Consider the following 25,168-nt stretch of genomic DNA (forward strand, 5'->3'; position numbering starts at 1 on the left):
ATTAAAAGCAATAAAAAACCGCCCTATCGGGCGGTGTGTCTGTTGCCACAAGCCAACCGTCAGCCTTCGGCAAACTGCATGCTGTGCAATTTGGCGTACATGCCGTTTTCAGCCAATAGCGACTGGTGCGTCCCTACCTCGATGACTTCACCCTGGTGCATCACCACAATACGATCAGCCTGCTCGATGGTAGACAGACGATGCGCAATCACCAGCGTGGTCCGGTTTTTCATCAGGTTATCCAGCGCGGCCTGCACCAGACGCTCGGACTCGGTGTCCAGCGCCGATGTCGCTTCATCCAGAATCAGCAGCGGCGCGTTTTTCAGCAGCGCACGGGCAATAGCCAGGCGCTGGCGCTGGCCGCCCGACAGACGGGTACCGTTTTCGCCGATTTCGGTATCGAAGCCTTCCGGTAGCGCCTCGATGAAGTCCAGCGCGTTGGCCGCGCGCGCGGCCTCGACGATCTGCTCGCGGCCAACCTTGTCCAGCACACCATACGCAATGTTGGCCGCCACGGTGCCATTGAACAGCACCACGTCCTGGCTGACCAAGGCAATCTGCTCGCGCAACGCAGGCAGCGCGTAGTCAGCCAGTGGTACGCCATCCAGCAGTAAACGGCCACTGTCGGGCTCGTAGAAGCGCGGCACCAGGCTGGCCAGCGTGGTCTTGCCGGAGCCGGAGGAACCCACCAGTGCCACCGTTTCACCCGCGTTCAGCGTCAGGCTAATCTGCTTGAGCGCCGGCCGCTCGCTGCCAGGGTAGCTGAATGACAGCTGCTGCAACTCGAGCTGGCCGCGCGTCTTGCCGGCCAAAGGCAAGCCGGCCTGCTTTTCTTCCGGCTCATCCAGAAACTGGAAAATGGTTTCTGCCGCCGCCAAACCGCGTTGCAGCGCCTGCGAGATGCCGGTGATGCGCTTGATCGGCGCAAACAGCAGCATCATGGCGGTGAGGAAGGACATGAAATCGCCAGCACTGAAACCGCCATGCTGCGCACGCAGCGCGGCAAAGTACAGGATGGCGGCCAACGCACAGGCAATCATCAGCTGGGTCACGCCGGTGTTGGCGGAGCTGGCCGCACTCTGCTTGACCTGGTTACGGCGCAACGCATCCGCCGCCTCATGAAAACGCTCGGCTTCGTACTGCTCGCCACCGTAAATCTTCACCACTTTACGGCCATCGATAGCCTCGCTGACTACCTGCACCATCTGCCCCATGCGCAGCTGGTTCTCGCGGGCCAGACCACGCAAACGCTTGCCGACAAAGTGCATGCAGGCGGTGACCGCGGGCATGACGACGAAACAGATCAGCGTCAGCTGCCAGTCGGTGTACAGCAGCAGCGCCAGCAGGCCCAGCGTGGTCACGCCATCCTTGACCGCCACGGTAATCACATTGAAACCGGCTTCGGTAACCTGATTGACGTCGCTCGCAATACGCGAAATCAGCCGGCCCGACTGCTCGCGATCATAAAAGCTCACCGGCAAGCGTAGCAGCTTGACGAACATCTCTTCGCGCAGGGTTTGCACCAGACGGCCGGTCAGCCAGCTGGCCGTATATTCGTTGATAAAGCTGGTCACGCCACGCAGCAGGAACACGCCGATAATCGCCAGCGGCACCCAGCGGATGGTTGCCGGGTCCTTGTCGACAAAGCCGCCGTCGATCAACGGCTTGAGCAAACGGGCAAACGCCGCTTCGGTTAGCGCGGCGATACACATCGAGACCAGCGACAGGCTCAGTACCTTCCAGTAGCGCTGGATGTAACGCAGCAGGCGGCGGTAAACCTGCCAGCTGTGCTTGAAGGAATCGTTCATGAATCAGAAGTCTCGGACGACAGCCCCGCCAGCGCCAACAGGCTGGCGGTATTGCTGCGGGGGGAAAAACGGCGCTGGACGTCGGCCTGGCCGGCCAGCGCCTGCGCTTGCACGGTGGCCGGGTCGGACAAGGCCTGCTCGATGGCAGCGGCCCAGGCAGCCACGTCGCCCGGCGGCAACAACTGGCCGGTCACGCCATCATGAATGGTTTCCGGGATGCCACCGGTGCGACTGGCCAGCACCGGCACCGTCAGGCTCAACGCCTCGATCTGCGACATGCCCAGCGGTTCGTAGCTGGACGGCATCAGCACCAGGTCCGCCCTGGCCAGCAAGGCTGCCACCGGCTGTACCATGCCGGCCAGCAGCACCTGTTCGCCCAGACCCAAACGCTGGATCTCGGCCTGCAAGCGCCCTGCCTCCGGCCCTTCACCGGCGATGATGTAACGCAACTGCGGCCAACGTGGCTGCAGGCGCGCCATCGCTTCCAGGATGGTCTGGTGGCCTTTCTCGCCACGCAACATGGCTGCCTGAACCAGCAACGGGCCAGGATGGGCATCACGCCACTGCTGTACGCTAGACGGCAAGTCGGTGCCGGCATCGCGCGCAATGCGCTCAAAATCGATACCCGGGTAGATCACGTGCAGCTTGTCCGGATGGATGGACGGGTTTTGCAGCAGACAGTCACGCAGGTAGTGACTGGGCAGCATGGTGGCGTCCACCAGCGTGTTATACGACCACGCCGAGGCCTTACCCGGCTGGTAGGTACGCGACCGCAGCAGGAACGGCCGCTGGCGCACCAGCCTGGCGGCAATGGCCAGGTTGTTGCTGTCGTGCCCGCTATGGCAAATGGCCAGGCGGGGTCGGTGTACCGTCAGCCAGCGCCGCAGAATGGCAATGGACGGCAGGTGCACGCTGTTACGGAAGCGCACCGGCAACACCGATAAGCCCTTATGCAGCGCCACCTGTTCTACCCGGCTACCGGGCCGGCAAGCCAGCACTGGCTGATAGCCGGCCGCCGCAAACTGCTGCATCTGCTGCATCAGTTGTAATTCCTGCCCGCCGACGTTGGGGGAGGATTCGGTGAACAGAATGGCTTTGCTCATGTCAGGCCCAACTCGCGTTTGCGACTAAAAATCATGCTGGCAAAAATCACCACACTCATGCCATAGAAAGATGTTTGCGAGACGATCCAGAAGTACGCATCAAACAGGCTAGCCACAAACTGGCAGACCACGACCAGCATGCCAGCCAGCGCGGCAAAGGCCAGTACTGGGTCCTGATGCGTCAGATAGCTGCGGAAGAGCAGGCCTGGTACCAGGAACAGTGCCAGCCCCAGGGCAATACCCACCACACCGAACTCAACCGCCAGATTCAGAATTTCATTATGGGGATGAGGAGCAGTACTGATCATGCGCAGCGGCGTCGGGTCATCCTTTAACTTGCTCACTTCTCGGTAATATCCCTGCTTCCCCACTCCAGTAAGCGGATGAGCCAATAGCAGTTGCCCACCGTACTGCCACATGCTCAAACGCAATCCCATTGATGTGCCATGACTAGACTCGTGATTGACAACCTCGGTCACCCCCTCTCGGAAACGGACACTGAAGCGATCCGGAGAAACAGCAACAAACAAAACAGATGCCAGCAGCAATGCAGGCACCAGCCATACCATAACTTGTGCTTTCACCTTATAAAAGTAGAGTAGCACCAGAATCAACAGCGGGAAGCAGACCAGCTGAGCTGCCCGTGTACCCGAATAATAGGCAGCAGCAAAAGCGGCAAAAGTAGCCACAACCTGCAGCACCAGTACCCACTGCCGATATTGAACTGGCACCATCAGTTGCCGGAATGGCAAAATCCACACCCAAAATGCAAACAGTGCCGAGTAGACACCAAACGGGATCGGATTGCTGAAGCCGTTCCAGCCACGGGTGATATCGGACCACGCGTAAGCCTGAACGTTGGTAGACAGCCAGCCCCACAAGCCGAGCCCCACGGCCCCTAGTGGAATACCCCATAGCGCGCGTATCAGGTAACGCGAAGGCACACGGCTTAGACTCCACAGGCCCAGACCGGCAAGGACAAAGCGCAAAGGTGCATCCAGTGCCTTGACCGTCACACCGTTAAACGCGACCACTAACTGCAGTACCGTTAATACAGCCGTGGCAGACAGGGCCCAGAAAACGAATCGCCGTGAAGGTTCCGGGTGGGCACGGCGCAATAAGGGTAATGACAGTAGTCCGATCAACAAAACCACACTATTGGCAGCGCCTTTCACCGTCATGGCTGTCGCAAAAAACAACGCGACCAGTACCGCAAAAAACCGTGTCAGCATCTTGTGTTACCAGAATCAAAACATTGTTGTAACAGTTGCAGCACCACCTCCGGCTTCACCGCTGCCATGCACTGTACGGTTTTGCAGCCGCCAGGCTGGTCGCCAGCAGGCCGGAAGCAACGCAGCGCCCAGTCCACCGGGCGGTGATGCACGCTGCGCTGGAAACGGCACGGAAACAGCGCCGGGCCGGCACCCAGGCAGGTATAACGGCGGAAAAAGTCGCTGCCGCCAAACAGCACTTCGCTGCCCGGCCCGAACAGCATCACCAGCGGCACCCCAGCCACCTTGGCCAGGTGGGCGATGCCGGTATCCGGGCAGACGCAGGCACGGGCCGCTGCCAGTACCGCACGCAGCTGCGGCAAGCTGAGCGTGCCGGCGATGACCGTATCCTGCGGCAACGGCTGCACTTGCTCGATCAGATGCCCCTCGCCCGGGCCGCCAGACCACACCACGGCCAGGCCGCGCGCGCGCAAACCCGCGGCCACGCTTTGCCAGTTGGCCGCCGGCCAGTAGCGCGTTGGCGAGCTGGCGCCCACATGCAGCACAACATAGTTGGCCGGTAATGGCGGTAGCTGCTGTACGCCCAGCGGCCAATCGGCCACGTCGAAAGGTGGTGGTGGCGGGCCATCCACCAGCCGTGCGGCAGTGTCGGTCCACGCTTCCGGCTGGTCGGCATATGGCACCGCCTCGTCGACTAGCCAGTTCTTGTACTGCGGCACTTCGCCGGCAAAACCGACAATCCAGCGCGCACCGATGGCACGCGCCAGATAACTCAGGCGGTTCTCGCCCATCAGGTACACCACGTCGAAACGCGGCATGGCAAACAGGCGCCGGATGCTGGCAAAGTCGCGCGGGTGCCACGGTACGGCACGCACGCCGTAGGGCCGGCTGTCGTACAAGCCCGCCTGCAACGGCGGGCAAGCCAGCACGATGTCGGCCTGCGGGTAACGCTGGCGCAGTTTGGCCAGCAGGCTGGTGGCCATCAGCGCATCACCCAACAGAAACTGGTGCAGCACCAGAATGCGCTGTACCGTCTGCGGCGGGCGGCGTAACCACTGCCAAGGCAGGCGGAATAACAGCGCGGCAAAAATCAGCACGCGGCCGGGAAAACGCCCTTTCATGCGGCCTCCCTAGCGTGCAGGCGACGAAACAGCGTCAGCATCTCGTCCACCATGCGCGCTTCAGTAAACGGCAGTACGGCACGGCGCGCGGCTTCGGCCATCAGTGGCCAGCCTTGGCTGGCGGCCAACCACAAGCCCACGTTGTGCTGCCAGTCTTCCTTGGTGTCAGGCGCGGCCAGCCAGCCGGTCAAGCCCGACTGTACCAGCTCGCCCCCGCCACAGCGGGTACTGGTCAACACCGGCAGGCCGCAGGCCATCGCCTCCGCCACCACCAGGCCGAACGGCTCGTAGATCGACGGCAGGATGAAACCATCTGCCATGCCGTAGTAACTGCGTACATCGCGCTGCGCACCGGCAAAATGCACCCGTTTGCCAACGCCCAGCTGCTGCGCCAGCGCCTGGTAACGACGGCTTTTCTTGTCGCTGCCCACCACCACCAGCTGTACCGCGGGGTGCGGCACAATGGCGTACAGCGCCTGCGCCAAGCCCTTGCGCTCAAAGCCAGAGCCGACGTACAGCAACACCGGCGTCTCGCTGCCAAAGCCGTACTGCTGGCGCAAGGCATCGCGTTGGGCACGCGCGTCCTGCGGATTGAAAAACGCGGTGTCGATGCCGTTGTAGATGACGTGGCAACGCTCGGCCGGCAAGCCGGTGTACTGCATGACGTCGCGCTTCACCATCTCGGAAATGCACACCACGCCGCGAAACGCCGGGTCGCGATACATGCGTTGCTCCATCGCCCGCATATAGTGGTGATAAGGGTTCAGCGCCATCGATACGCGCGCGGCCAAGCCGCCACGCTGGCGCCGCACATCCAGCCAGGCGGCGTGCACACCGTCGTCGGCACGGTAAACATGGCAGCCGGGAATGCGCTCGTGCGATAGCACCAGATCGGCCGGCAACTGCTGCCAGACGCGGCGGGCGGCACGGGCAAAGCCCCAGTCGCGCCACACGCTACCCAGATAAAACGGGTTGACGCTGCGCGCCTCGATGCCGGGCACAGGCTCCCAGCGACGGTTGATCAGCACCGGTTGCAGGGCCTGCTGCCCTTGCAGCTGACGCAGGATGGCGCTGACCACGCGCTCGGCACCGCCGGCGGGGTTGAATTTCTGCCGGATGATGGCGAGGTAGGTCATCGGCCTTGCTCCTGCAGGCTGTCGTAGGCGGCCAGCACCTGCTGCACGCTGATCTTTTCCAGGCATTCGCTGCGCCAGCCGCCGCCACAGCCGGCGTTGCCGCACGGGCGACACGGCACGGAGGCCGCCACGACGCGGTGCGGTACTTGCCACGGCCCCCACTCGATGTCACCAGATGGGCCGAACAGCGCCACACACGGCGTCTGTACGGCCGCGGCCAGGTGCATCGGCACCGAATCCACCCCGATGTAACACTTTGCCCCCGCAATGGCCGCGGCCAACTCTTTCAGGCTGAGCTGGCCGGCCAGGCTGGCCACCGGGTGTTGCAACTGGCCGGTAATGTCGGCCAGCATGGCCAGCTCGTCGGCGCTGGGCGCAGCCGTCAGCAAGATGCGTTCGCCACGGGCACTCAGGGTATCGATCAGCGCCGCCATCTGGGCCGGCGGCCAACTCTTGAACAGCCAGCGTGAGGTGGGGTGCACCAGAACGTAGCCACCGCGTTGCAAGCCCAAGTCCTGCAACTTGGCCGTTAGTGATGCTTCGGCCGCGTCACCGGGCACGATTTGCAGCGCCCGCTGTGCCGGCGTGGCGTAAATGCCGATGCGGCGCAGCGCATCGAGGTGGATTTCCACTGTATGCCGGCGGTTACCCGGCACCTGCAGGTAGCGGTGGGTAAAGCTCTTGCGGAAGAAACGGCCATACGGGCCATCGGGCCCGACCGACCAGCGCGGCTGCAGCAGGCGCGCTAGCCAGGCGCCACGGTTATGCTCGGTCAGCGTGATGACCAGGTCGTAGCAGCGCGCTTTCAGCGTGGCCAACAGGCGCCACTCGGCACGCAACTGGCCCAGCGGCCCCAGCTTCTTCCACTGGCGGTCGATGGTGTGCAGCTGCGACAGCCCCGGGTGACCGGACAGCATCTCGCGCGTGTCGTGGTACACCAGCGCGTCCACTTCGGCATGCGGCAGCTGCGCCTGTAGCGTGGTCAGCAACGGCGAGGTCAATAGCACGTCGCCGTGGTGGCGCAGCTTGATCAGCAATACGCGGCGCACGGCCGACGGGTCGATGGCATCTGTGAGCATGAAAAGAAAAAAGCCGGATCAGGCGTCCGGCCCGGCATTCAGTTGTTGCAACAAGTCTGCGATTCTATCAGGGTCTTCGCTGCGCAGGATACGCGCCACCAGCGGTGACAGCGTGTCGAGGTGACTGTTGAGCACATTCTGCTTCACGGTCAGCAGATTGGCCGGGTGCATGGAGAAGCGGCGCAGGCCCATGCCCAGCAGCAAGCGGGTCAGGCGCTCGTCGCCAGCCATTTCGCCGCACACCGATACCTGCACGCCGGCTTTGGTGGCGGTCTTGATGGTATGCGAAATCAGCTTCAGCACCGCCGGGTGCACCGGGTCGTACAGATGGCTGACCGAGTCGTCGTTGCGGTCCACCGCCAGCGTGTACTGGATCAGGTCGTTGGTACCGATCGACAGGAAATCCACGTGCTTGACGAAGCTACCCACCACCAGCGCGGCAGACGGGATCTCGATCATGGCGCCCACTTCCACTTCCTCGGCAAAGGCCACGCCTTCCTCGCGCAGCTCCTTGCGGGCGTAGTCCAGCTGCGCCAACGCCTGCTTCAGTTCGCCCAGACTGTTGATCATCGGGAACAGGATGCGGATCTTGCCGTAGATGCTGGCGCGCAGCAGCGCCCGCAGCTGGGCGCGGAACATCAGCGGCTCGGCCAGGCACAGGCGTACGCCGGTCAGGCCCAGCGCCGGGTTTTCGGCGGCACCGTGATTCAGCCAGCGCGGGTTCTTGTCGGCGCCCAGGTCCATGGTGCGCACGGTAACCGGTGCGCCGCGCATGGCTTCGGCCACCGAGCGGTAAGCCTCGAACTGCTCGTCTTCCGACGGCAGGCTGTCGCGCCCCAGAAACAGGAACTCGCTACGGAACAGGCCCACGCCCACCGCACCGGATTCCAGCACGTTGGCCGCATCCTGCGGCAACTCGATATTGGCCAGCAGCTCGATCGGGGTACCGTCCTGGGTGAGGGCATCGGTCTTGCGGATGCTGGACAGCTTGCGCCGCGCCTCGATCCAGTTGCGCTGCCGGCGGCGGTACTCGGCCAGTACCGTTTCTTCCGGGTTGATGATCAGCACGCCCTGCTGGCCATCAACTACGATCATTTCGTCTTCGCGGATCAGCTCGCGGGCGTGGTGCAGCGCGATCACCGACGGCAGGTCCAGGCTGCGGCCCAGAATGGCGGTGTGGCTGGTGGCGCCACCCACATCCGTCACAAACGCGGCGACGTTGGCATCCTTGAAGTACACCATGTCGGCCGGCGACAGGTCGTGCGCCACCAGGATGGCGTCTTCGTCCATATCGTCGGCCAGCTGCAGGTCGGTACTCTGCCCCGCCAGATTCTTGAAGATGCGCTCCACCACCTGCAGTACGTCGTGCTTGCGCTCGCGCAGGTAGTCTTCCTCGATGGCGTCAAACTGCTCCACCAGCGTGTCGCACTGCAGCTTCAACGCCCATTCCGCGTTGCAGCGCTGGCTTTCGATAAGGTCGCGCGGGTCGCGCGAGATGGTGACATCAGACAACAACATGATGTGCAGCGACAGGAACGCGCCCAGCTCGGCCGGCGCGTTTTCGGGGATGCTGCCCCACAGCAGCTCCAGCTGCTTGCGGGTTTCGCGTACGGCATGGTCGAAACGCTGCTGCTCGGCGGCGATCTCGCTGTCTTCCAGCGCCAGATGAACCACGTCATCCATGCTCTGCGTCAGCAAATGCGCCCGACCGATGGCCACCCCGCCGCCAATCGGTACGCCGTGCAACACGATACTCATGCTTGCTCCCCTGTCTGTCTATTTATTGTCGCGGGCGTTTATTCCGCCTCGTCGAAGCGGTTGTTGATCAGCTCGACCAACGCCGCCATGGCCAGATCCTCGTCTTCGCCATTGGTTTCCAGCTCTACCGTGGCGCCTTTGGCCGCTGCCAGCATCATGACACCCATGATGCTCTTGCCGTTGACGCGCCGCCCGTTACGGGCAATCCAGACCTCGGCCTTGAAACGGCTGGCAATCTGGGTAAATTTGCTGGACGCCCGCGCGTGCAGGCCCAGCTTGTTGATGATCTCAATTTGTTGTTTCTGCATGATTCCCCTCCGGAAGCATATAGAAGACCCCTTCCAGGCCTCCGGTAATGGCCTTGCTGACCACGATTTCCAAGGGCTGGCTGCTGTAGCTTAACGCCCGCACCAGCATGGGCAGGTTCACCCCTGCCACGGCCTCGACCTTGCCGGCTCGCACCAGTCGCCCGGTGATGTTGGCCGGCGTGCCACCTACCATGTCGGTCAGCAGCACCACGCCGTCACCCTGTTGCAGCTGGTCGATCAGCGCCTGTGCTTCCTGCCGCTTCTGCTCGGGGTCGTCGTGTTTTTCTACGCCCATGATGGCCAGGTTATCAGGCACCCGGCCCAGGACATGACGGGCGCACTCGGCCAGGCTGTGGCCGAGATTGCCATGCGAAATCAGTAATACACCAACCATATTTTCCACCCCGGCACCGGCCGGCTATTGCCTGCTGCATCAAACGGCTGCCCTGGCGGGCAGCTCCCGGAACGTGCTGTCAGCCTGCGGCCGCGGACTGATACCAGCCCAGCTGTGCCGACAGCGACACCACCTCACCCACAATAATCAATGCAGGTGAACTGATACTATTCGCACGAATCAAGGCAGGCAAGGTTTGCAGCGTGCCGATGACGGTACGCTGCTGTGGTGTGGTGGCTTGTTCCACCACGGCAGCCGGTGTATTTGCCGCTTTTCCATGACTGATGAATGTCGTGCAGAGTTCCTCTGCCATGGCCAAGCCCATGTAAATCACCACCGTCTGGTTATCCCGGGTGAGCGCCGGCCAGTCTAGCTGAATGCTGCCGTCCTTTTTATGACCTGTGACAAAGGTCACCGACTGGGCGTGATCGCGGTGGGTCAGCGGAATGCCTGCATACGCCGCCGCACCACTGGCCGACGTAATGCCAGGCACCACTTCGAACGGGATACGATGCGCAGCCAACAGCGCGATTTCCTCGCCGCCACGGCCGAAAGTAAACGGGTCGCCCCCTTTCAGCCGTAATACGCGCTTGCCTTCTTGCGCCAGACGCAGCAGCAAGGCGTTGATGTCTTCCTGCGGCAAGGTGTGATTAGCGCGTTGCTTGCCCACAAAAATACGCTCGGCGTCACGGCGTACCAGCTCCAGCAAGGCGGGCGCCACCAGGTTGTCGTACAGCACCACGTCGGCCTGCTGCATAAGCCGCAAGGCGCGAAAGGTCAGCAAATCGGGGTTGCCGGGGCCGGCTCCCACCAGGTAGACCGCCCCTGCCGGCGCCGTATCGGCGGCGGCCAACCTGCGCAACATGTCATCACGTGCGGCGTCTTCGTTACCGTTCATCACCTGCTCGGCCAGCGGGCCTTCCAGTACAGCCTCCCAGAACGCGCGCCGTTCTTCCACATTGCCGAAACGGGCCTTGACCTGGTCGCGAAAGCCCGACGCAAACCGCGCCAGGCGGCCGAACCCCGCCGGAATCAGGCTTTCCAGCCGCGCCCGCACCAGCCTGGCCAGTACCGGCACACCGCCACCGGTCGACACCGCAATCACCAGCGGCGAGCGGTCGACAATAGCCGGCGTGATGTAGCTGGACAGCTCCGGGTCGTCCACCACATTGGCCGGGATGCCCAGCGCCTGCGCGGTGTCCGACACCAGCCGGTTCACCTCGCGCACGTCGGTCGCGGCCACCACCAGCTTGTGGCCGGCCACCTGGCCGGGCTCGAAGTTGGCCGCAATGTGCGTCACCTCGCCACGTGCGGCCATTTGCGCCAGCTCCGGCGCCAGCGCCGGTGATACCACGGTGAGCTGTGCGCCGGCAGACAGCAGCAGGCGCGCCTTGCGCAAGCCCACTTCACCACCACCCACCAGCAAACAGGGCTGCCCCTGCAAACGCATGAAAATCGGAAAGTACTCCACCTTAACCTCCTGGCAATCGCTGCCGCAGCATACCATCCAGCCGCGGCACAACACGATTGCGACACCACTGCACATGAAAAAAGCATGGCGGAGGCACGCCGGCATGACAGGCTGGCATTTATCGCTACAATCCAGAAGAGAACACGACACACCCCACTGCCATCGCCCCGGAGACCACTGTGGCCGCCCTTGCCTCCCTGGAAAAAGCCCTCAGCGCGCTGCCCGGCGGCTACTTGCTGCTGGACCGCAGCCAAGCGGTCTGCTTCGTCACGCCGCGCTTCATGCAGCTACTGCATTGTGCGGCCCCGGTACCCGGGCAGGCCTTGCCGGCCACGCTGCTGCCGGAAGGACTACACGCGGCGCTGGCCAGCAACAACAGCCTGGCACTGCAGCAGGTGTACGGCGGCCAACTACTGGACTGGCTGCTGACGCCACTACCGGAGGGCACACTGGTCAGCGTGCGCGAAGACCGCCAGACCTTCCGCAACCTGGTGGAAAACTCGCCGGACATCATCAGCCGCTACAACGCCGAGCTGGTTTGCCAGTACACCAACAGCGCGCTGTCGCGCTATTCGGCCATCCCGCCTACCCTGCATATCGGCCTGACACTGGAAGAACGCGGCCTGCCACAGCACGTGTGCGATGCGTTCCGGCATGCCAGCCAGCAGGTGCTGCAACTCGGCAAACCGGTGGTGTTCGAGAACCAGCTCAATCACCAGGGCCGCCACCATGTGTTCGAGTCGCGGCTGTTTCCCGAATTTGATGGTGCCGGCAACATCCAGTCGCTGCTGTGCATCGACCGTGACATCAGTGAAGAGCACGCCATCCGCCTGTGGCAAGCCGACGAGAACCGCCTGTTGGAAATGATTGCCAACGACCGGCCGATGCAGGAAGTGATGGTATGGACCTGTCGCATGATCGAGTCGCAGATCGACGGCGCGCTGTGTTCCATCATGCTGCTGGATGAAGCCGGGCAGCACCTGTCGGTCGCAGCCGGCCCCAGCCTGCCCGTGCGCTACCTGCAACAGATCGACGGCATTTCCATCGGCCACAGCATCGGCTCCTGCGGCGCAGCGGCCTTTACCGGCGAGGCGGTGATCGTCACCGATATCGCGCAGCACCCGTTCTGGGCCGACTACGCGGCGCTGGCTACCGGCTACGGTCTGCACAGTTGCTGGTCCTACCCGATCAAGGCGCACGATGGCAGCGTACTGGGCACCTTCGCCATCTACTTCAACCAGTGCCAAGCGCCCGACGAGCACAGCGAGTACATCACCCAGCGCACCTCGCACCTGATGGCGATTGCCATCCAGCAAGAGCGCCGCGCTAACCAGCTGTTCCAGCTGGCCACGCAAGATGCGCTGACCGGCCTGCATAACCGCCGCCACTTCATGCAGCAGGCGCAAGCCGCGTGCGACACTGCCGGCAGCCAGCGACTGCCGGTTTGCCTGTTGATGTTCGACCTTGACCACTTCAAGCAGGTGAACGACCGCTACGGTCACGCTGCCGGTGACGATGCGCTGGTGGCGTTTGCCCGCGTGTTGCAAGACAGCTTGCGGGTACAGGACCTGCCGTGCCGCATGGGCGGCGAGGAGTTTGCGGCCTTGCTGGTGGGGCTGACGGCAGAAGAGGCCCTGCCATTGGCCAGGCGTATCGGCAAACAGCTGGCCGACACGCCGGTACTCAGCCACGGCCAGACTATCGCACTGACAGTCAGCATCGGCCTGGCCAGCCTGCAGCCGGCACAGGCCCTGGGCGACCTGATGCGCGATGCCGACAAGGCGCTGTACCGCGCCAAACACGAAGGCCGTAACCGGGTGTGCGTAGCCGACGCCCCCGACGCTAAGCAGGCGTGACGATACGGTTGCGCCCGCCCCGTTTGGCCTCGTACAGCAGGTCGTCGGCCTGGTGCAGCAGTTTTTCCGGATTGATCTCCACGTTGTCCCAGCACACCAGCCCGGCCGAGAACGTGCAGCGCAGCGCCGGTTCGTGCGCCAGCAATACCTCGGCAGCGAAACCCTCGCGCAGCTGCTCCAGTTTACGGCGCGCGTCCTCCAGCGATGCGCCGGGCATCAGCACGCAAAACTCCTCGCCGCCATAGCGGGCAAACACGTCCTGAGTGCGCAGCGACTGGCGGAAATACTGCGCCAGCCGCCGCAGCACCTCGTCACCGGCGGCGTGACCGTAGCGGTCGTTTACCTGCTTGAAATGATCGACATCCAGCATCGCCATCGCCACACAGGGGTACAGCGGCATGCCTTGCTGCAGTTGCATCAACGCCTCGTCCAGCCCCCGCCGGTTCAAGGTGCCGGTCAGGCTATCCTGCAGCGTCTCTCGCACCAGGCGCTGGGTACGCCGGCGCAGGATCACCAACAGAAAACCAAAGCAACCATAGATGGTGGCGGTGGTGGCAAACAGGTACAGCAGCGGCTCGGCCACTTCCATCCATATGCCGTGCTCGTCATGCACCGCCAGCAAGCCCACCCGCAGGATGAATGTCAGCCCGCCCAGACTGTACAGGGTGGTCAGAATCCGGTAGCCCTGCGGAATCAGCCGCTCTATCTGCCAGTGCAGCCAGGCCAGACGGAAAAACACCAGCCCCAGTGCTGCGGCATTGCCTATCTCGGCCCACGCCAGCGGTAGCAAGGGGGTATTGACGGCGACCGTCAGCAGCCACAGGCCTACCCCCGGCGCAAACCAGCTGGGCCTGTTCTGTAACAGCGACAGCACCAGAGAGAACTGCAGATAGCCGCCCAGCAACAAGCCCATGCTCAGCGCGTCCAGACTGCGCCAATGCACCATGGGCTGGGCCTCGATCAGCAAGCCGACGGCAATGCACAGGCAACCTTGCAGCCACAGGCGCCGCTCCCAGGCAAGCTCGCTGTGGCCAGCGGCAAAACGCCAGCTACTCCAGCCCACCAGAATAATGGTGAGGGCGATGGGCAGGATGTGGATATCGAACATGCCTGTCTCCGTACGGCAGTGTTACCTCGTTATAGCGCAGCCCCGACAGGCATTGCGGCCAACCTGGGTGCACCGGGAGCCCGGCAGGCCAGGTGCCACATGTCGTGCGATTGCCCGTGCAGGCAGAACGACTGCTCGCTGTGGCCATACTGGGCAAAGCCGTTGCGCAGCAGCACCGCGCGCGAAGCCGGGTTGTGCTGGCCTACGTGCGCTTCCAGCCGCCACAAGCCCAGCGGCCCGAACGCCAGCTGCTGCAGCTGGGCGACCGCTGCCGACGCCCAGCCGCGCCCGCAGGCGTGCTCGGCCAAGCGGTAACCCAAGGTGGCGCGGTTGAAATACGGTCGCTCGACGGCGGTAAGGTTGATGCGGCCAACGATGGCGTCTTGATGCAGGATCAGGAAAGCATAACCGTGGTCGCCGGCGGCGCCTTGCTGCAAGGCCAGGATGCTATCGGCCACCGCGTCTGGCTGATAGAAGGCCGGGGCACGGGCGTTGATCCAGCATTCGAAGAAGGCACGGTTGGCCAATTCGAACGCCAGCAGTTCGTCCACGTCGTCCAGCGTAGGCGGACGGAGTTGTATCTCGGACATGGCGTGTCCTTCGGTAGGTTGCCACCGTGCGCGGGGCGGCGACGGCGAAGAAAAACCCTGGCTGTCGGGTAACCAGGGTGCGGTGTAAAGGTGCAAGGCCGCCCGCCGGGCGGCCTTGCTCGCAGGCCTGCGGCCAACCTTGTGCGCGGGTGCGGGCTTAGTGCGCGGCCTCCCAGCTGTCGCCCACGCCCACTTCGGCCAGCAGCGGCACTTTCAGCGCCGCCACGCCCGCCATCAGTTGCGGCAAACGGGTACGCACCAGTGCCAGCTCGTCCTGCGCCACTTCCAGTACCAGTTCATCGTGTACCTGCATGATCAGGCGGCTACGCAGGCCGTCCTGCAGCAACCAGCCCTGTACCGCGATCATCGCCAGCTTGATCAGGTCGGCGGCCGTGCCTTGCATCGGCGCGTTGATGGCGGCGCGCTCGGCACCGGCACGACGCGCCTGGTTGCCGGCACGGATGTCCGGCAGATACAGGCGGCGGCCAAACACGGTTTCCACATAGCCCTGCTCGGCGGCCTGCTCGCGGGTACGCTGCATGTAGTCGGCCACGCCGGGGTATTTGCGGAAGTAGCTGTCGATGTACAGCTGCGCCGCGTCGTTGGTAATGCCCAGCTGCGAGGCCAGGCCGTACTTGCCCATGCCGTAGATCAGGCCGAAGTTGATGGCCTTGGCGGCGCGGCGCTGCTCGCTGCTGACCTCGGCCAGCGGCGTGCCGAATACCTCGGCGGCGGTGGCCTTGTGGATGTCCTCGCCGCTGGCAAAGGCGGCCAGCATGCCTTCGTCGGCGGACAGGTGCGCCATGATGCGCAGCTCGATCTGCGAGTAGTCGGCGCTGACAATCACGAACCCCGGCTCGGCGATGAAGGCCTCGCGCACGCGGCGGCCCTCGGCGGTCCGTACCGGGATGTTCTGCAGGTTGGGGTCGCTACTGGCCAGGCGGCCGGTAATGGCCACCGCCTGTGCATAAGTGGTGTGCACGCGGCCGGTCTGTGGATGAATCAGCGTCGGCAGCTTGTCGGTATAGGTAGACTTCAGCTTGGCCAGGCCGCGGTACTGCAAAATCAGCTTCGGTAGCGGGTGGTCCAGCGCCAGTTTTTCCAGCACTTCTTCGTCGGTAGAGAAGCCACCCGACGGCGTCTTGCGCACGCCCTTGGTGGGGATGCCCAGCTTGCCGAACAGGATTTCCTGCAGCTGCTTGGGCGAATTCAGGTTGAACGGCTGGCCGGCCAGCGCGTAGGCCTGCTGCTCCAGTTGCAGCATCTCGCTACCCAGCTGGTGGCTTTGTGCGGCCAACTTGTCACGGTCGATCAACACGCCGGTGCGTTCCATCGCAAACAGCACCTCGGCCACCGGCAGCTCCATGTCGCGGTAGACGCTGCCCAGCGCACCGGCAAGCTGCGGGGCAAAGTGCTGCGCCAAGCGCAAGGTGATGTCGGCGTCTTCGGCGGCGTAGTTGGCCGCCACGTCCACCGCCACTTCGGCAAAGCCGATCTGCTTGGCGCCCTTGCCGCAGATTTCCTCGTAGGTGACGGTGGTTTCGCTCAGGTGACGCCGCGCCAGGTCGTCCATGCCGTGGCGTTCGTGGCTTTCGATCACGTAAGAAGCCAGCAGCGTGTCGTCCACCACCCCGCGCAAGGTAATGCCGTGGTTGGCCAGCACGTGGCGGTCGTACTTCAGGTTTTGCCCCAGCTTGGGCCGACTGGCGTCTTCCAGCCACGGCTTCAGTTGTGCCAGGGTACTATCGAAATCCAGCTGTTCCGGCGCGTCCGGGCCGCAGTGTGCCAGCGGCAGGTAGGCGGCTTCGCCGGCCTGCACGGCAAAGCTGAGGCCGACAATGCGCGCCTGCATCGGGTCCAGGCTGGTGGTTTCGGTGTCTACCGACACCACCTCGGCCGTGGCCAGCTTGTGCAGCCAGGCGTCCAGCTGGGCCTGGGTCAGGATGGTTTCATAGCGGCGCTCCACCGCCGGCGGCGGCGCCAGTTGCGGTTCGATGCCGGCAGCCAGCGCAGACACGGAGTCCAGGTCGTCGCCAAACAGGCTGCCGCTGACGTGCAGCGGCGCTTGCACCGGCGCCGGGTTGGCCGCCACCGCCCCACCCAGCTTGTCGTTCACTTCACGCAGGAAGGTGCGGAAGCCGCACTGGGCAAACAGCACCGCCAGCTGCGCATACTGCTTGCTGCCGTGGCGCAGGCTGTCCATACCCTGCGGCAGCTCGTGGTACAGCTCTACGTCGCACTTGATGGTGATCAGCTCGCGCCCGCGTGGCAGCCAGTCCAGCACCGCGCGCAGGTTTTCGCCCACCTTGCCGCCCACGTTGGCCGCATTGTCGATGACGGCGGCCAGCGAGCCGTACTGCTCCAGCCATTTCACCGCCGTCTTCGGGCCGCATTTGTCCACGCCCGGCACGTTGTCCACCTTGTCGCCGATCAGCGTCAGGTAGTCGATGATCAGGCTGGGCGGCACGCCGAATTTTTCCTTCACGCCGGCTTCGTCCAGGTGCTCGTTGGTCATGGTGTTGACCAGGCTGACCGCCGGCGTTACCAGCTGCGCCATGTCCTTGTCGCCGGTGGAGATGATCACCTGCATGCCGGCCGCCTCGGCCTGGCGCGCCAGCGTGCCGATCACGTCGTCCGCCTCCACGCCTTCCACCATCAACAGCGGCCAGCCGCTGGCGCGCACCACGTCGTGCACGGTGTCGATCTGCGCGGCCAGCTCCGCCGGCATCGACGGGCGGTTGGCTTTGTATTCCGGGTACAGCGCGTCGCGGAAAGTCTTGCCCTTGGCGTCGAATATGCAGGCGCTATAATCGAATTGGACTTCCTTTTCCAAACGGGCCAGCATGTTCACCATGCCGTAGATGGCACCGGTGGGCTCCCCCTGCGGCGAACGCAAGTCGGGCATCGCGTGAAAGGCGCGGTACAAATAAGAAGAGCCATCGATCAATAACAGGGTTTTCATAATCAAAAAGGGCTAAGGTATGGGCTTGCACGATAAATTACCGCAAACAAGCGACCGTTACGCGATGATGCAACGCTTCCGCGCGCGCGAGGCGTGGCACGTGATGAAGATTTTGTCGGAATTCGTCGAATCCGCCGAAGAGCTGCAGACCATTACCCCGGCCGTCAGCATCTTCGGCAGCGCACGAACCCCGCGTGACCACCCGTATTATAAGCTCACCGAGGACGTGGCCCGTCTGCTTTCCGACGCCGGCTTCTCGGTAATCTCCGGCGGCGGCCCCGGCATCATGGAGGCGGCCAACAAGGGCGCCTTCTACGGCAAGAGCCCATCGGTGGGCCTCAACATCGTGCTGCCGCACGAACAGCGCCCCAACGAATACCAGGACCTCAGCCTGAAATTCGACCACTTCTTCAGCCGCAAGGTGATGTTCGTCAAGCACGCGCTGGCGTATGTGGTGATGCCGGGCGGCTTCGGCACGCTGGACGAGATGTTCGAGGCGCTGACGCTGATCCAGACCGGCAAGAGCCGCAAGATGCCCATCATCCTGTGCGGCAGCGCCTTCTGGGGCGGGCTGCTGGATTGGGTACGCGAACGGCTGGCCGGTGAAGGCATGATCAACCCGGACGACCTCGACCTGCTGCAGCTGATCGACGAGCCGAAGGAAATCGTGGAAACCATCTTCCGCTTCTACGAAACCCGTGGCTTCGACACGCTGCCGGAAGAGCGCGAGCAGCTGCTAAACCTGTAGAATGAGGGCGACAGAGGGGGCAACAGCCCCCCGCCCTCAAGCCCAGGACCAAGGAAACCCCTCATGCAGCGCCTTTTGCTGGCCACCTTGCTGGTGGCCTCGCTGACGGCTTATGCCGACACCCCGGCCGTTGTGCCGCCCCCGCCACCCCTGAAGCCGGCCACCATCAGCGGCCCGGAACCGGAAGTGAAAGTGTTCCAGAACGGCCCCGATACCGTGGAAGAGTACCGCATGAACGGCAAACTCTACATGGTGAAGGTCAGCCCGCAGGGGGCACCGGCCTACTACCTGCTGGACAACGAAGGCCATGGCACGCTGCAGCGCGTCTCCCCCAACCAGCCGCCGCGTACCCCGAGCTGGGTGCTGATGACGTTCTGAGGAGCCCGCCGTGTCCGTTTACACCTCTGTTACCGATAGCGAGATGCGCAGCTGGCTGCAGCGCTACGCGCTGGGCGAGCTGGTCGAGCTCAAGGGCATCGCCGCCGGCATCACCAATACCAATTACTTCGTTACCACCACGCACGGCCGTTACGTGCTGACGCTGTTCGAAGTACTGAAACTGGAAGAACTGCCGTACTTCCTCAAGCTGAAGAGCCACCTGTCGCGCCACGGCGTGGCCTGCCCGGCGCCGATTGCCGACCATACCGACAGCTTTGCCTCGCTACTGGCCGGCAAGCCGGCTTGCCTGGTCAGCTGCCTGCACGGCGGCGACGTCAGCGCCCCGAATGCCGCGCAATGCCAAGCCGTCGGAGAAATGCTGGCGCAAATGCACCAGGCCGGCCAGACCTTCCCCCTGCGCATGGACAACCCGCGCGGCCCGGCGTGGTGGAGCCACACTGCCGCCGAACTCTACGCGGCCATGCCGGCTGAAGACGCCGCCACGCTGCGCGAGGAAATCGCGTTCCAGGGTAGCCACCGCTTCGACTTCCTGCCGCAGGGCGTCATCCACGCCGACCTGTTCAAGGACAACGTGCTGATGGACGGCGACCGCATCGCCGGCTTCATCGACTTCTACTACGCCTGCAACGACATCCTGCTGTACGACGTGGCCATTGCGCTGAACGACTGGGCGCGCCTGCCGGACGGCAGCATCGATGCCACCCTGGCGCGCGCACTGCTGGCCGGCTACCAGTCGGTACGCCCGTTCAGCGCCGACGAGCTGACCGCGTGGCCGGTGATGCTGCGCGCTGGCGCCCTGCGCTTCTGGGTATCGCGCCTGCTGGACTTCCACCGGCCGGCAGCGGGTGAACTGACGTTCACCAAAGACCCGGGCGTCTTCCAGCGCCTGTTGGCCGCACACCGCGAACGCCAGGATTTCTGGCTGTAATTGCAGTAATAATTTATCGAAATAACGGGTCGCGCCTAAGCATACAAACTGCATATTGCGACCCGCCGTGCTAGCCACTACCATGCAGCACTCACTCAACGCACGGAGAACCGACATGAAAAAGTCTCTGGCCCTGCTGGCTCTGCTGGCACCGCTGGCTGCCCACGCCGTAGATAGCAGCAAAGACGAATACATCGGCGGCAACCTGTCGCTGTCGCGCCACAGCGTCGGCATGGGCAATGCCACCTACAATACCCACACCAAATCCGATAGCAACGACACCGGCTTCGGTCTGCGTGCCGGCTTCTACAGCCACGACAACCTGTCGTGGGAACTGGATTACCAGGACTACGGCAAAAACGTTCGCAACTACAGTGGCGGCGGCAAAGTCGAGTCCACCCTGAGCAGCGTCGGCATCAGCGCCATCGGTCACCTGCCGCTGAGCCAGCAACTGGGGCTGTACGGCCGCGTGGGTCTGGCCCGCGTGGAAAGCAAGACCACGGCCAGCGGCAGCATTACCAATACCAACTTCAAGGCCCGCAAGACTGTTCCGGTCATCGGTATCGGTCTGGAAAGCCAGCTCAGCCCGGAAATGCGCGGTTACGTGGAATACACGCAGACCGGCAAGGTAAAATCCACTACCGGCGGTGCCGAAGATACGCACTCTGCCTCCCGCCTGAGCGCCGGCGTGACTTATCATTACTAAGCCGCCCGTTGTGCACGCAACAGCCCGCGCCGCGGGCTGTTTTGTTTTGTTACCCCAGCCACCTACACGCGAGATTCCGTATGTCCCCACGCCTGCTACTCGTCGAAGATGACCAACGCCTGGCCGACCTGGTCAAGGTATATCTGGGCAAGCACGGCTACGACGTGCTGCACCACGGTCGCGGCGATACCGCGGCCGATGTCATCCTGGCGGAAAACCCCGACCTGGTCATTCTGGACGTCATGCTGCCAGGCAAGGACGGCTTCGAGGTTTGCCGCGACATCCGCCCGCGCTACCACGGCCGCATATTGATGATGACCGCGCGCGACGAGGAAATCGACGAAATCCTGGGCCTGGAGCTGGGGGCTGACGATTACCTCACCAAACCGGTCGAGCCACGGCGTCTGCTGGCGCGTATCCGTGCGCTGCTGCGCCGTAGCGACAGCGATGCCGGGCAGGCCAGCGAAGATGGCCGCATCGTGTTCGGCCAGTTCAGCATCAGCCAGGCCACCCGCGAAGCCGTGCTGGGCAGCGACGCGCTGGAGCTCACCACCGCCGAATTCGACCTGCTGTGGCTGCTGGCCAGCCACGCCGGCGAAATCCTGTCGCGCGACGACATCATGAACGCGCTGCGCGGCATCGGCTTCGACGGGCTGGACCGCTCCATCGACGCGCGTATCTCGCGCTTGCGCAAAAAGCTGGGCGACAACCCCGACACCCCCACCCGCATCAAGACGGTACGCGGCAAAGGCTACCTGTTCTCGCGGAGCGACTGGGAGTGAAGCCGCCTGCCACCCTGGCCGGGCTGTTTGCGCGTTATTTCGTGCAAACCATGGTGGTGCAGTTCGTACTGCTGCTGGGTTTTGTCACCCTGCTGATTTTTCTGACCTCCGGCGCCGACCGCGACCGCATCGAGCAGCAGATGGACGGCACCGTGCGCATGATCCAGCGCGAACTGCTGAGCCAGCCGCCAGCCCGTCGTCAGGCTGAGCTGAACAGTATCCGCGAGTTGTTCACCTACCCGGTAAAACTGCTACCGGGCCTGCCTGCCGAGCTGGATGACAATGCCCGCGCCCGCCTGGCCAGCGGCCACAGCTGGCTGGACTACGGTAACGAGCTACTGTACGCGCCGTTACCGGGCACACGCCAGGTGCTGCAGCTGGGGCCGCTGAACCAGGGCACCGAACAGCACAACTTCCTGCAAAGCGAGTGGGGGCTGTTCCTGCTGTGGTTCGTGTTCTTCGGCGTGCCGATGGCGGCGCTGATTTACCTGAACCTGCGCCCGCACTGGCAGTCGCTGCTGGCGCTGCGCAGCACCGCCACGCAACTGGCCGAAGGCGACCTGTCAGCCCGTGTCGGCCAGTTGAACAGCCCGCTGTTTGCACCGCTGTCCACCGTCATCAACGACATGGCCACCCGGCTGGAACGCCAGGTGGAAACGCGGCAGGCATTGGCCCACGCCGTGGCACACGAACTGCGTACGCCGGTGGCACGGCTGCGCTTCGGGCTATCGATGCTGGACGAGGCCGAAGACGACAACGAGCGCCAGCACTACCGCGAAGGCATGGAACGCGACCTGACCGAGCTGGACGAGCTGCTCAACATCAGCCTCAGCTACGCGCGGCTGGACCGCGGCGAAGTGAGCCTGCAATACGAAACCGTCGACCTCAACGAATGGTTTGACGACCTGATCCAGCTGATGCAGCCGCTCTGCCCGCCGCACCTGACGCTGGGCCTGGACTGCGCCGCAGGCAGCACCACCTTCGACCGCAAACTGATGTACGTGGCCACCCGCAACCTGCTGCTGAACGCCTTCAAGTACGCCACCAGCCGGGTACAGATGACGGTGCGGCTGGAAGGCGGCCAACTGCAGATTGCGGTGGAAGACGACGGCCCGGGCATTCCGCCAGAAGAATGCGAGCGCATTTTCGAACCGTTCCAGCGCCTGGACCGCTCGCGCGACCGCGCCACCGGCGGCCACGGCCTGGGGCTGTCGTTCGTGCGGCTGATCACCCTGCACCATGGCGGCAACGCCCGCGCCGGCCGCGCCGGCCTGGGCGGCGCCCGCATGGCACTGAGCCTGCCGCAGCACCCGCCCCGCGCCGACGCTTAAGCGCACTGCCTGCACACGACCCGCCCCGCCACTGCGCGGTGCGGGTCTTTTTCATGGCGCCCGGGTTGCCGGGCCCGCGCCAAGCGCCGCCGTCACACACCGTCACACAGCGGCATGCGGGCCGCACATTCCACCCACGCAAGCGACATAGTGTTAAGCCCTGCCGCTGGGCACAATGGCTCCATCGACTTCACCAATACCCCCGACAGGAGCTTCACATGAAAAAGCTGATTCTTGCCTCCATCCTCGCCGCCGCTGGTACCACTGCCTTCGCCGCCGACACCGGCACCTACGTGTTCGGTAACCTGGGCGTGTCTGCCAACCAGTGGACCCTGAAAGACGGCGCTGCCGCCAAAGCCGGCGTAAGCGACAAGAAAGTGAACAACGACGATGCCACCTCCGGCATGGCCGAAATCGGTGTCGGTCAGCGCATCAACGACAACTTCGCCGTTGAGGGCAGCTACCTGAACCACGGCGACGCCACCGAGCTGAAAGGTGCCGGCAAGCTGGACTACGACGCCTTTCGTGTCGCTGCACTTGGCATTATCCCTGTGAACGACCAGTTCGAAGTGTACGGCAAGGTTTCCGCCAGCCACATCCGCAGCAAGTTCACCAGCACCAGCGCGGCGCTGCAGAACAGCAAGGACAGCACCTTCAGCGCCGGCCTGGGCGTGGGTGCCAACTACAAGCTGAACAAGCAAGTGAGCCTGCGTGCCGAGTACGACGGCATCGGCAACATCAAGCACAAGGACATCACCGACACCGCCCCGGTTGGCGCGCTGAAAGTGGGTGTGACCTACCGCTTCTAAACGACAACAGGCTGGCCGCATAGGCGGGGGCCAGCCTGGTTTTACCGTAGTGCCCTGTTTCTCCAAACCTCGTGTGTATTCCCTGCCCGCCATGGCGGTGGGCTTCTCCTTAGTGAGTGCTAGTGCGTTGCTTGGCCCGTCCCTTGGACGGGCATTTTTTTTGTCAGACCGGCAGGCTCTCGGGCTGGCGCCGCTGACGGATCCAGTGCTCGAACTGCAGTGGCGGCAACGGTCTGGCGTACAGGTAGCCCTGGCCCAGTACGCAGCCACGGTTGTTCAGGCACAACTGGTCGCCTTCGGTTTCGATGCCCTCTGCCACCGTGGTCAGGTTCATGCGCTTGGCCAGCTCGATCACGCTGTGCACCACGTTTTCCAGGTGGGTCTTGTGGCTGATGGACTGCACCAGCGACTGGTCGATCTTGAGCTCGGTAAACGGAAAGCGCACCAGCTGCTGCATGGTGGCGAAGCCGGTACCGAAATCGTCGATCGACAGGCCAAAGCCCGCCAGCCGCAAACGCGCAGCCACCCCCATCGCGGCGGCCAGATTGTCGGCGACCGCCGTTTCGGTAATCTCGAAAATGATGTAACGCGGCGGCACCTTGCTGTGCGCCACCTGCTGCTCGATGCGGCCAACCAGTTCGTCGCCGTTCATCGACAGCGCCGACAAATTGATCGACATCGGCAGGCGCAGGCCGCGCCGCGCCCACTGCTGCCATTGCTGCAAGCCTTGTTGCAGCATCTGCAGCGTCAGCTCGGTACTCCAGCCGCAGGCCTCGATCACCGGAATGAAACGCGCCGGCGGCAACACCTCGTCGCCTTGCTGCCAGCGCGCCAGCAGCTCCGCGCCTTTCAGCAACTGCCCGTGCAGCGTTACCTTGGGCTGGTAATACGGCGTGATCGCGCCCTGATCCAGCGCCAGCCGGATGTCGCTATCGGAACACAAGGCCTGCTCATCGTGGCCGGGGCGATCCTGATACGCGCGACTGACCAGATCCTGCAGTTCGGTTAGCTCGATCGGCTTTTTCAGGGCACCCAGTACCGGCAAGCCCAGCTCCCGCCCCATCAGCTCCACCGTGGCGATCAGCATCGGGTCTTTCGCCGATGCCACCACCACCGGCGTCACCAGCCCCTCGCGAGCCATGCGCTGCAGTACCTGCACGCCGTCCACCTTCGGCATTTCCAGGTCCAGCAGCAGCAGGGACGGCAGCTGCTGCCGCATCAGCGCCAGCGCCTCCTCGCCATTACGCGCGGTCAGCACCCGGCTGAACGGCATCTGCCGGCACAGTTCGCTCAGCGCCAGCAATTGTGACGGGCTGTCATCGACGATCAGGACATCGTGCAGGGTAAATTTGGGCATGGACTGCCACCTACTCGGCAAAGTTGATTTTGCGCAGCAACGCCTGGCATGCCGCGCCATTTCGATAATCAACTATTGAACACAAGCCACTGAAAAGCAAGGACAAACAGATATGACACCGCGCCGGATCGCACGCGGCAGGCTGCGCCCCCTGCCGCGCCTGGCGCTGACAGGCACGCCAG

At 63.7% G+C, this 25,168-nt stretch carries 22 protein-coding genes; 8 read left to right on the top strand and 14 right to left on the bottom strand.

Annotation, left to right across the window (positions count from 1 at the left end; genetic code table 11):
- Window positions 1-59 precede the first annotated feature (59 nt).
- The 10 genes from msbA to cysG all read right to left on the bottom strand — a co-directional run bounded on the left by msbA (window position 60) and on the right by cysG (window position 11,410).
- A complete protein-coding gene (gene msbA, locus FLQ03_RS04125) occupies window positions 60-1,808 on the bottom strand; it encodes a lipid A export permease/ATP-binding protein MsbA (protein ID WP_144372764.1) in 1,749 nt (582 codons plus the stop codon).
- Window positions 1,805-2,911, bottom strand: a complete 1,107-nt coding sequence (locus FLQ03_RS04130) for a glycosyltransferase family 4 protein (RefSeq protein WP_144372765.1) — start codon at window positions 2,909-2,911, stop codon at window positions 1,805-1,807. The genes msbA and FLQ03_RS04130 overlap by 4 nt, the downstream gene beginning before the upstream one ends.
- Window positions 2,908-4,143 carry an O-antigen ligase family protein gene (locus FLQ03_RS04135; RefSeq protein WP_144372766.1) on the bottom strand — a complete coding sequence of 412 codons (1,236 nt, stop codon included), beginning with the start codon at window positions 4,141-4,143 and terminating at the stop codon, window positions 2,908-2,910. Before FLQ03_RS04135 ends, FLQ03_RS04130 begins: the two co-directional genes overlap by 4 nt.
- Complete coding sequence (locus FLQ03_RS04140; protein ID WP_144372767.1) at window positions 4,137-5,264, bottom strand: glycosyltransferase family 9 protein; 1,128 nt, start codon at window positions 5,262-5,264, stop codon at window positions 4,137-4,139. Before FLQ03_RS04140 ends, FLQ03_RS04135 begins: the two co-directional genes overlap by 7 nt.
- Window positions 5,261-6,400: a glycosyltransferase family 4 protein gene (locus FLQ03_RS04145; RefSeq protein WP_144372768.1), complete on the bottom strand. Its 1,140-nt coding sequence runs from the start codon at window positions 6,398-6,400 to the stop codon at window positions 5,261-5,263. The genes FLQ03_RS04140 and FLQ03_RS04145 overlap by 4 nt, the downstream gene beginning before the upstream one ends.
- Entirely contained in the window at window positions 6,397-7,479 is a 1,083-nt protein-coding gene (rfaQ, locus tag FLQ03_RS04150; protein WP_144372769.1) for a putative lipopolysaccharide heptosyltransferase III, read from the bottom strand. The genes FLQ03_RS04145 and rfaQ overlap by 4 nt, the downstream gene beginning before the upstream one ends.
- A gap of 18 nt (window positions 7,480-7,497) precedes the next feature.
- Window positions 7,498-9,237: a phosphoenolpyruvate--protein phosphotransferase gene (gene ptsP / locus FLQ03_RS04155; protein WP_144372770.1), complete on the bottom strand. Its 1,740-nt coding sequence runs from the start codon at window positions 9,235-9,237 to the stop codon at window positions 7,498-7,500.
- 38 nt (window positions 9,238-9,275) lie between these two features.
- Window positions 9,276-9,545, bottom strand: coding sequence for an HPr family phosphocarrier protein (locus tag FLQ03_RS04160; protein ID WP_144372771.1), 270 nt, complete (start codon window positions 9,543-9,545; stop codon window positions 9,276-9,278).
- Window positions 9,526-9,939, bottom strand: coding sequence for a PTS sugar transporter subunit IIA (locus tag FLQ03_RS04165; protein ID WP_144372807.1), 414 nt, complete (start codon window positions 9,937-9,939; stop codon window positions 9,526-9,528). The genes FLQ03_RS04160 and FLQ03_RS04165 overlap by 20 nt, the downstream gene beginning before the upstream one ends.
- A gap of 79 nt (window positions 9,940-10,018) precedes the next feature.
- A complete protein-coding gene (gene cysG / locus FLQ03_RS04170; RefSeq protein ID WP_144372772.1) occupies window positions 10,019-11,410 on the bottom strand; it encodes a siroheme synthase CysG in 1,392 nt (463 codons plus the stop codon).
- Window positions 11,411-11,589: 179 nt separating this feature from the next.
- On the opposite strand from cysG, the gene FLQ03_RS04175 reads away from it, so the two are divergent.
- On the top strand, window positions 11,590-13,266 hold the full coding sequence (locus FLQ03_RS04175) for a sensor domain-containing diguanylate cyclase (RefSeq protein WP_144372773.1): 1,677 nt from the start codon (window positions 11,590-11,592) through the stop codon (window positions 13,264-13,266).
- Here the strand turns inward: FLQ03_RS04175 and FLQ03_RS04180 are convergent.
- From FLQ03_RS04180 to polA, 3 genes are all read right to left on the bottom strand, one after another.
- Window positions 13,253-14,374, bottom strand: coding sequence for a GGDEF domain-containing protein (locus FLQ03_RS04180; RefSeq protein ID WP_144372774.1), 1,122 nt, complete (start codon window positions 14,372-14,374; stop codon window positions 13,253-13,255). The two genes, FLQ03_RS04175 and FLQ03_RS04180, sit on opposite strands and share 14 nt — an antisense overlap.
- 29 nt (window positions 14,375-14,403) lie before the next feature.
- Complete coding sequence (locus FLQ03_RS04185; protein ID WP_144372775.1) at window positions 14,404-14,964, bottom strand: GNAT family N-acetyltransferase; 561 nt, start codon at window positions 14,962-14,964, stop codon at window positions 14,404-14,406.
- 157 nt (window positions 14,965-15,121) lie between these two features.
- A complete protein-coding gene (gene polA / locus FLQ03_RS04190; protein ID WP_144372776.1) occupies window positions 15,122-17,926 on the bottom strand; it encodes a DNA polymerase I in 2,805 nt (934 codons plus the stop codon).
- A 19-nt stretch (window positions 17,927-17,945) separates the two neighbouring features.
- Here polA and FLQ03_RS04195 point away from each other — a divergent pair, with 19 nt between their 5' ends.
- The 7 genes from FLQ03_RS04195 (at window position 17,946) to FLQ03_RS04225 (ending at window position 23,629) form a co-directional block, all read left to right on the top strand.
- Complete coding sequence (locus FLQ03_RS04195; protein ID WP_144372777.1) at window positions 17,946-18,674, top strand: LOG family protein; 729 nt, start codon at window positions 17,946-17,948, stop codon at window positions 18,672-18,674.
- A gap of 63 nt (window positions 18,675-18,737) precedes the next feature.
- Complete coding sequence (locus FLQ03_RS04200; RefSeq protein WP_144372778.1) at window positions 18,738-19,052, top strand: DUF2782 domain-containing protein; 315 nt, start codon at window positions 18,738-18,740, stop codon at window positions 19,050-19,052.
- 10 nt (window positions 19,053-19,062) lie between these two features.
- Window positions 19,063-20,001 (top strand): homoserine kinase, encoded by a 939-nt coding sequence (thrB, locus tag FLQ03_RS04205; RefSeq protein ID WP_144372779.1) that lies wholly within the window; start codon window positions 19,063-19,065, stop codon window positions 19,999-20,001.
- A 115-nt stretch (window positions 20,002-20,116) separates the two neighbouring features.
- Window positions 20,117-20,707 (top strand): outer membrane beta-barrel protein, encoded by a 591-nt coding sequence (locus FLQ03_RS04210; RefSeq protein WP_170252303.1) that lies wholly within the window; start codon window positions 20,117-20,119, stop codon window positions 20,705-20,707.
- A gap of 80 nt (window positions 20,708-20,787) precedes the next feature.
- The gene (locus tag FLQ03_RS04215) at window positions 20,788-21,489 is read left to right on the top strand and encodes a response regulator (RefSeq protein ID WP_144372781.1); all 702 of its coding nucleotides are present in this window, start codon (window positions 20,788-20,790) and stop codon (window positions 21,487-21,489) included.
- Window positions 21,486-22,820, top strand: coding sequence for an ATP-binding protein (locus tag FLQ03_RS04220; protein ID WP_144372782.1), 1,335 nt, complete (start codon window positions 21,486-21,488; stop codon window positions 22,818-22,820). Before FLQ03_RS04215 ends, FLQ03_RS04220 begins: the two co-directional genes overlap by 4 nt.
- Before the next feature lie 218 nt (window positions 22,821-23,038).
- Window positions 23,039-23,629 carry a porin family protein gene (locus FLQ03_RS04225; RefSeq protein ID WP_170252304.1) on the top strand — a complete coding sequence of 197 codons (591 nt, stop codon included), beginning with the start codon at window positions 23,039-23,041 and terminating at the stop codon, window positions 23,627-23,629.
- Between the two features lie 163 nt (window positions 23,630-23,792).
- Here FLQ03_RS04225 and FLQ03_RS04230 read toward each other — a convergent pair whose 3' ends face one another.
- Window positions 23,793-24,986 carry an EAL domain-containing response regulator gene (locus tag FLQ03_RS04230; RefSeq protein WP_144372784.1) on the bottom strand — a complete coding sequence of 398 codons (1,194 nt, stop codon included), beginning with the start codon at window positions 24,984-24,986 and terminating at the stop codon, window positions 23,793-23,795.
- Window positions 24,987-25,168 lie beyond the last annotated feature (182 nt).

Origin of the sequence: Vogesella urethralis (genome assembly GCF_007644045.2) — a bacterium.
Lineage (GTDB): Bacteria > Pseudomonadota > Gammaproteobacteria > Burkholderiales > Chromobacteriaceae > Vogesella > Vogesella urethralis.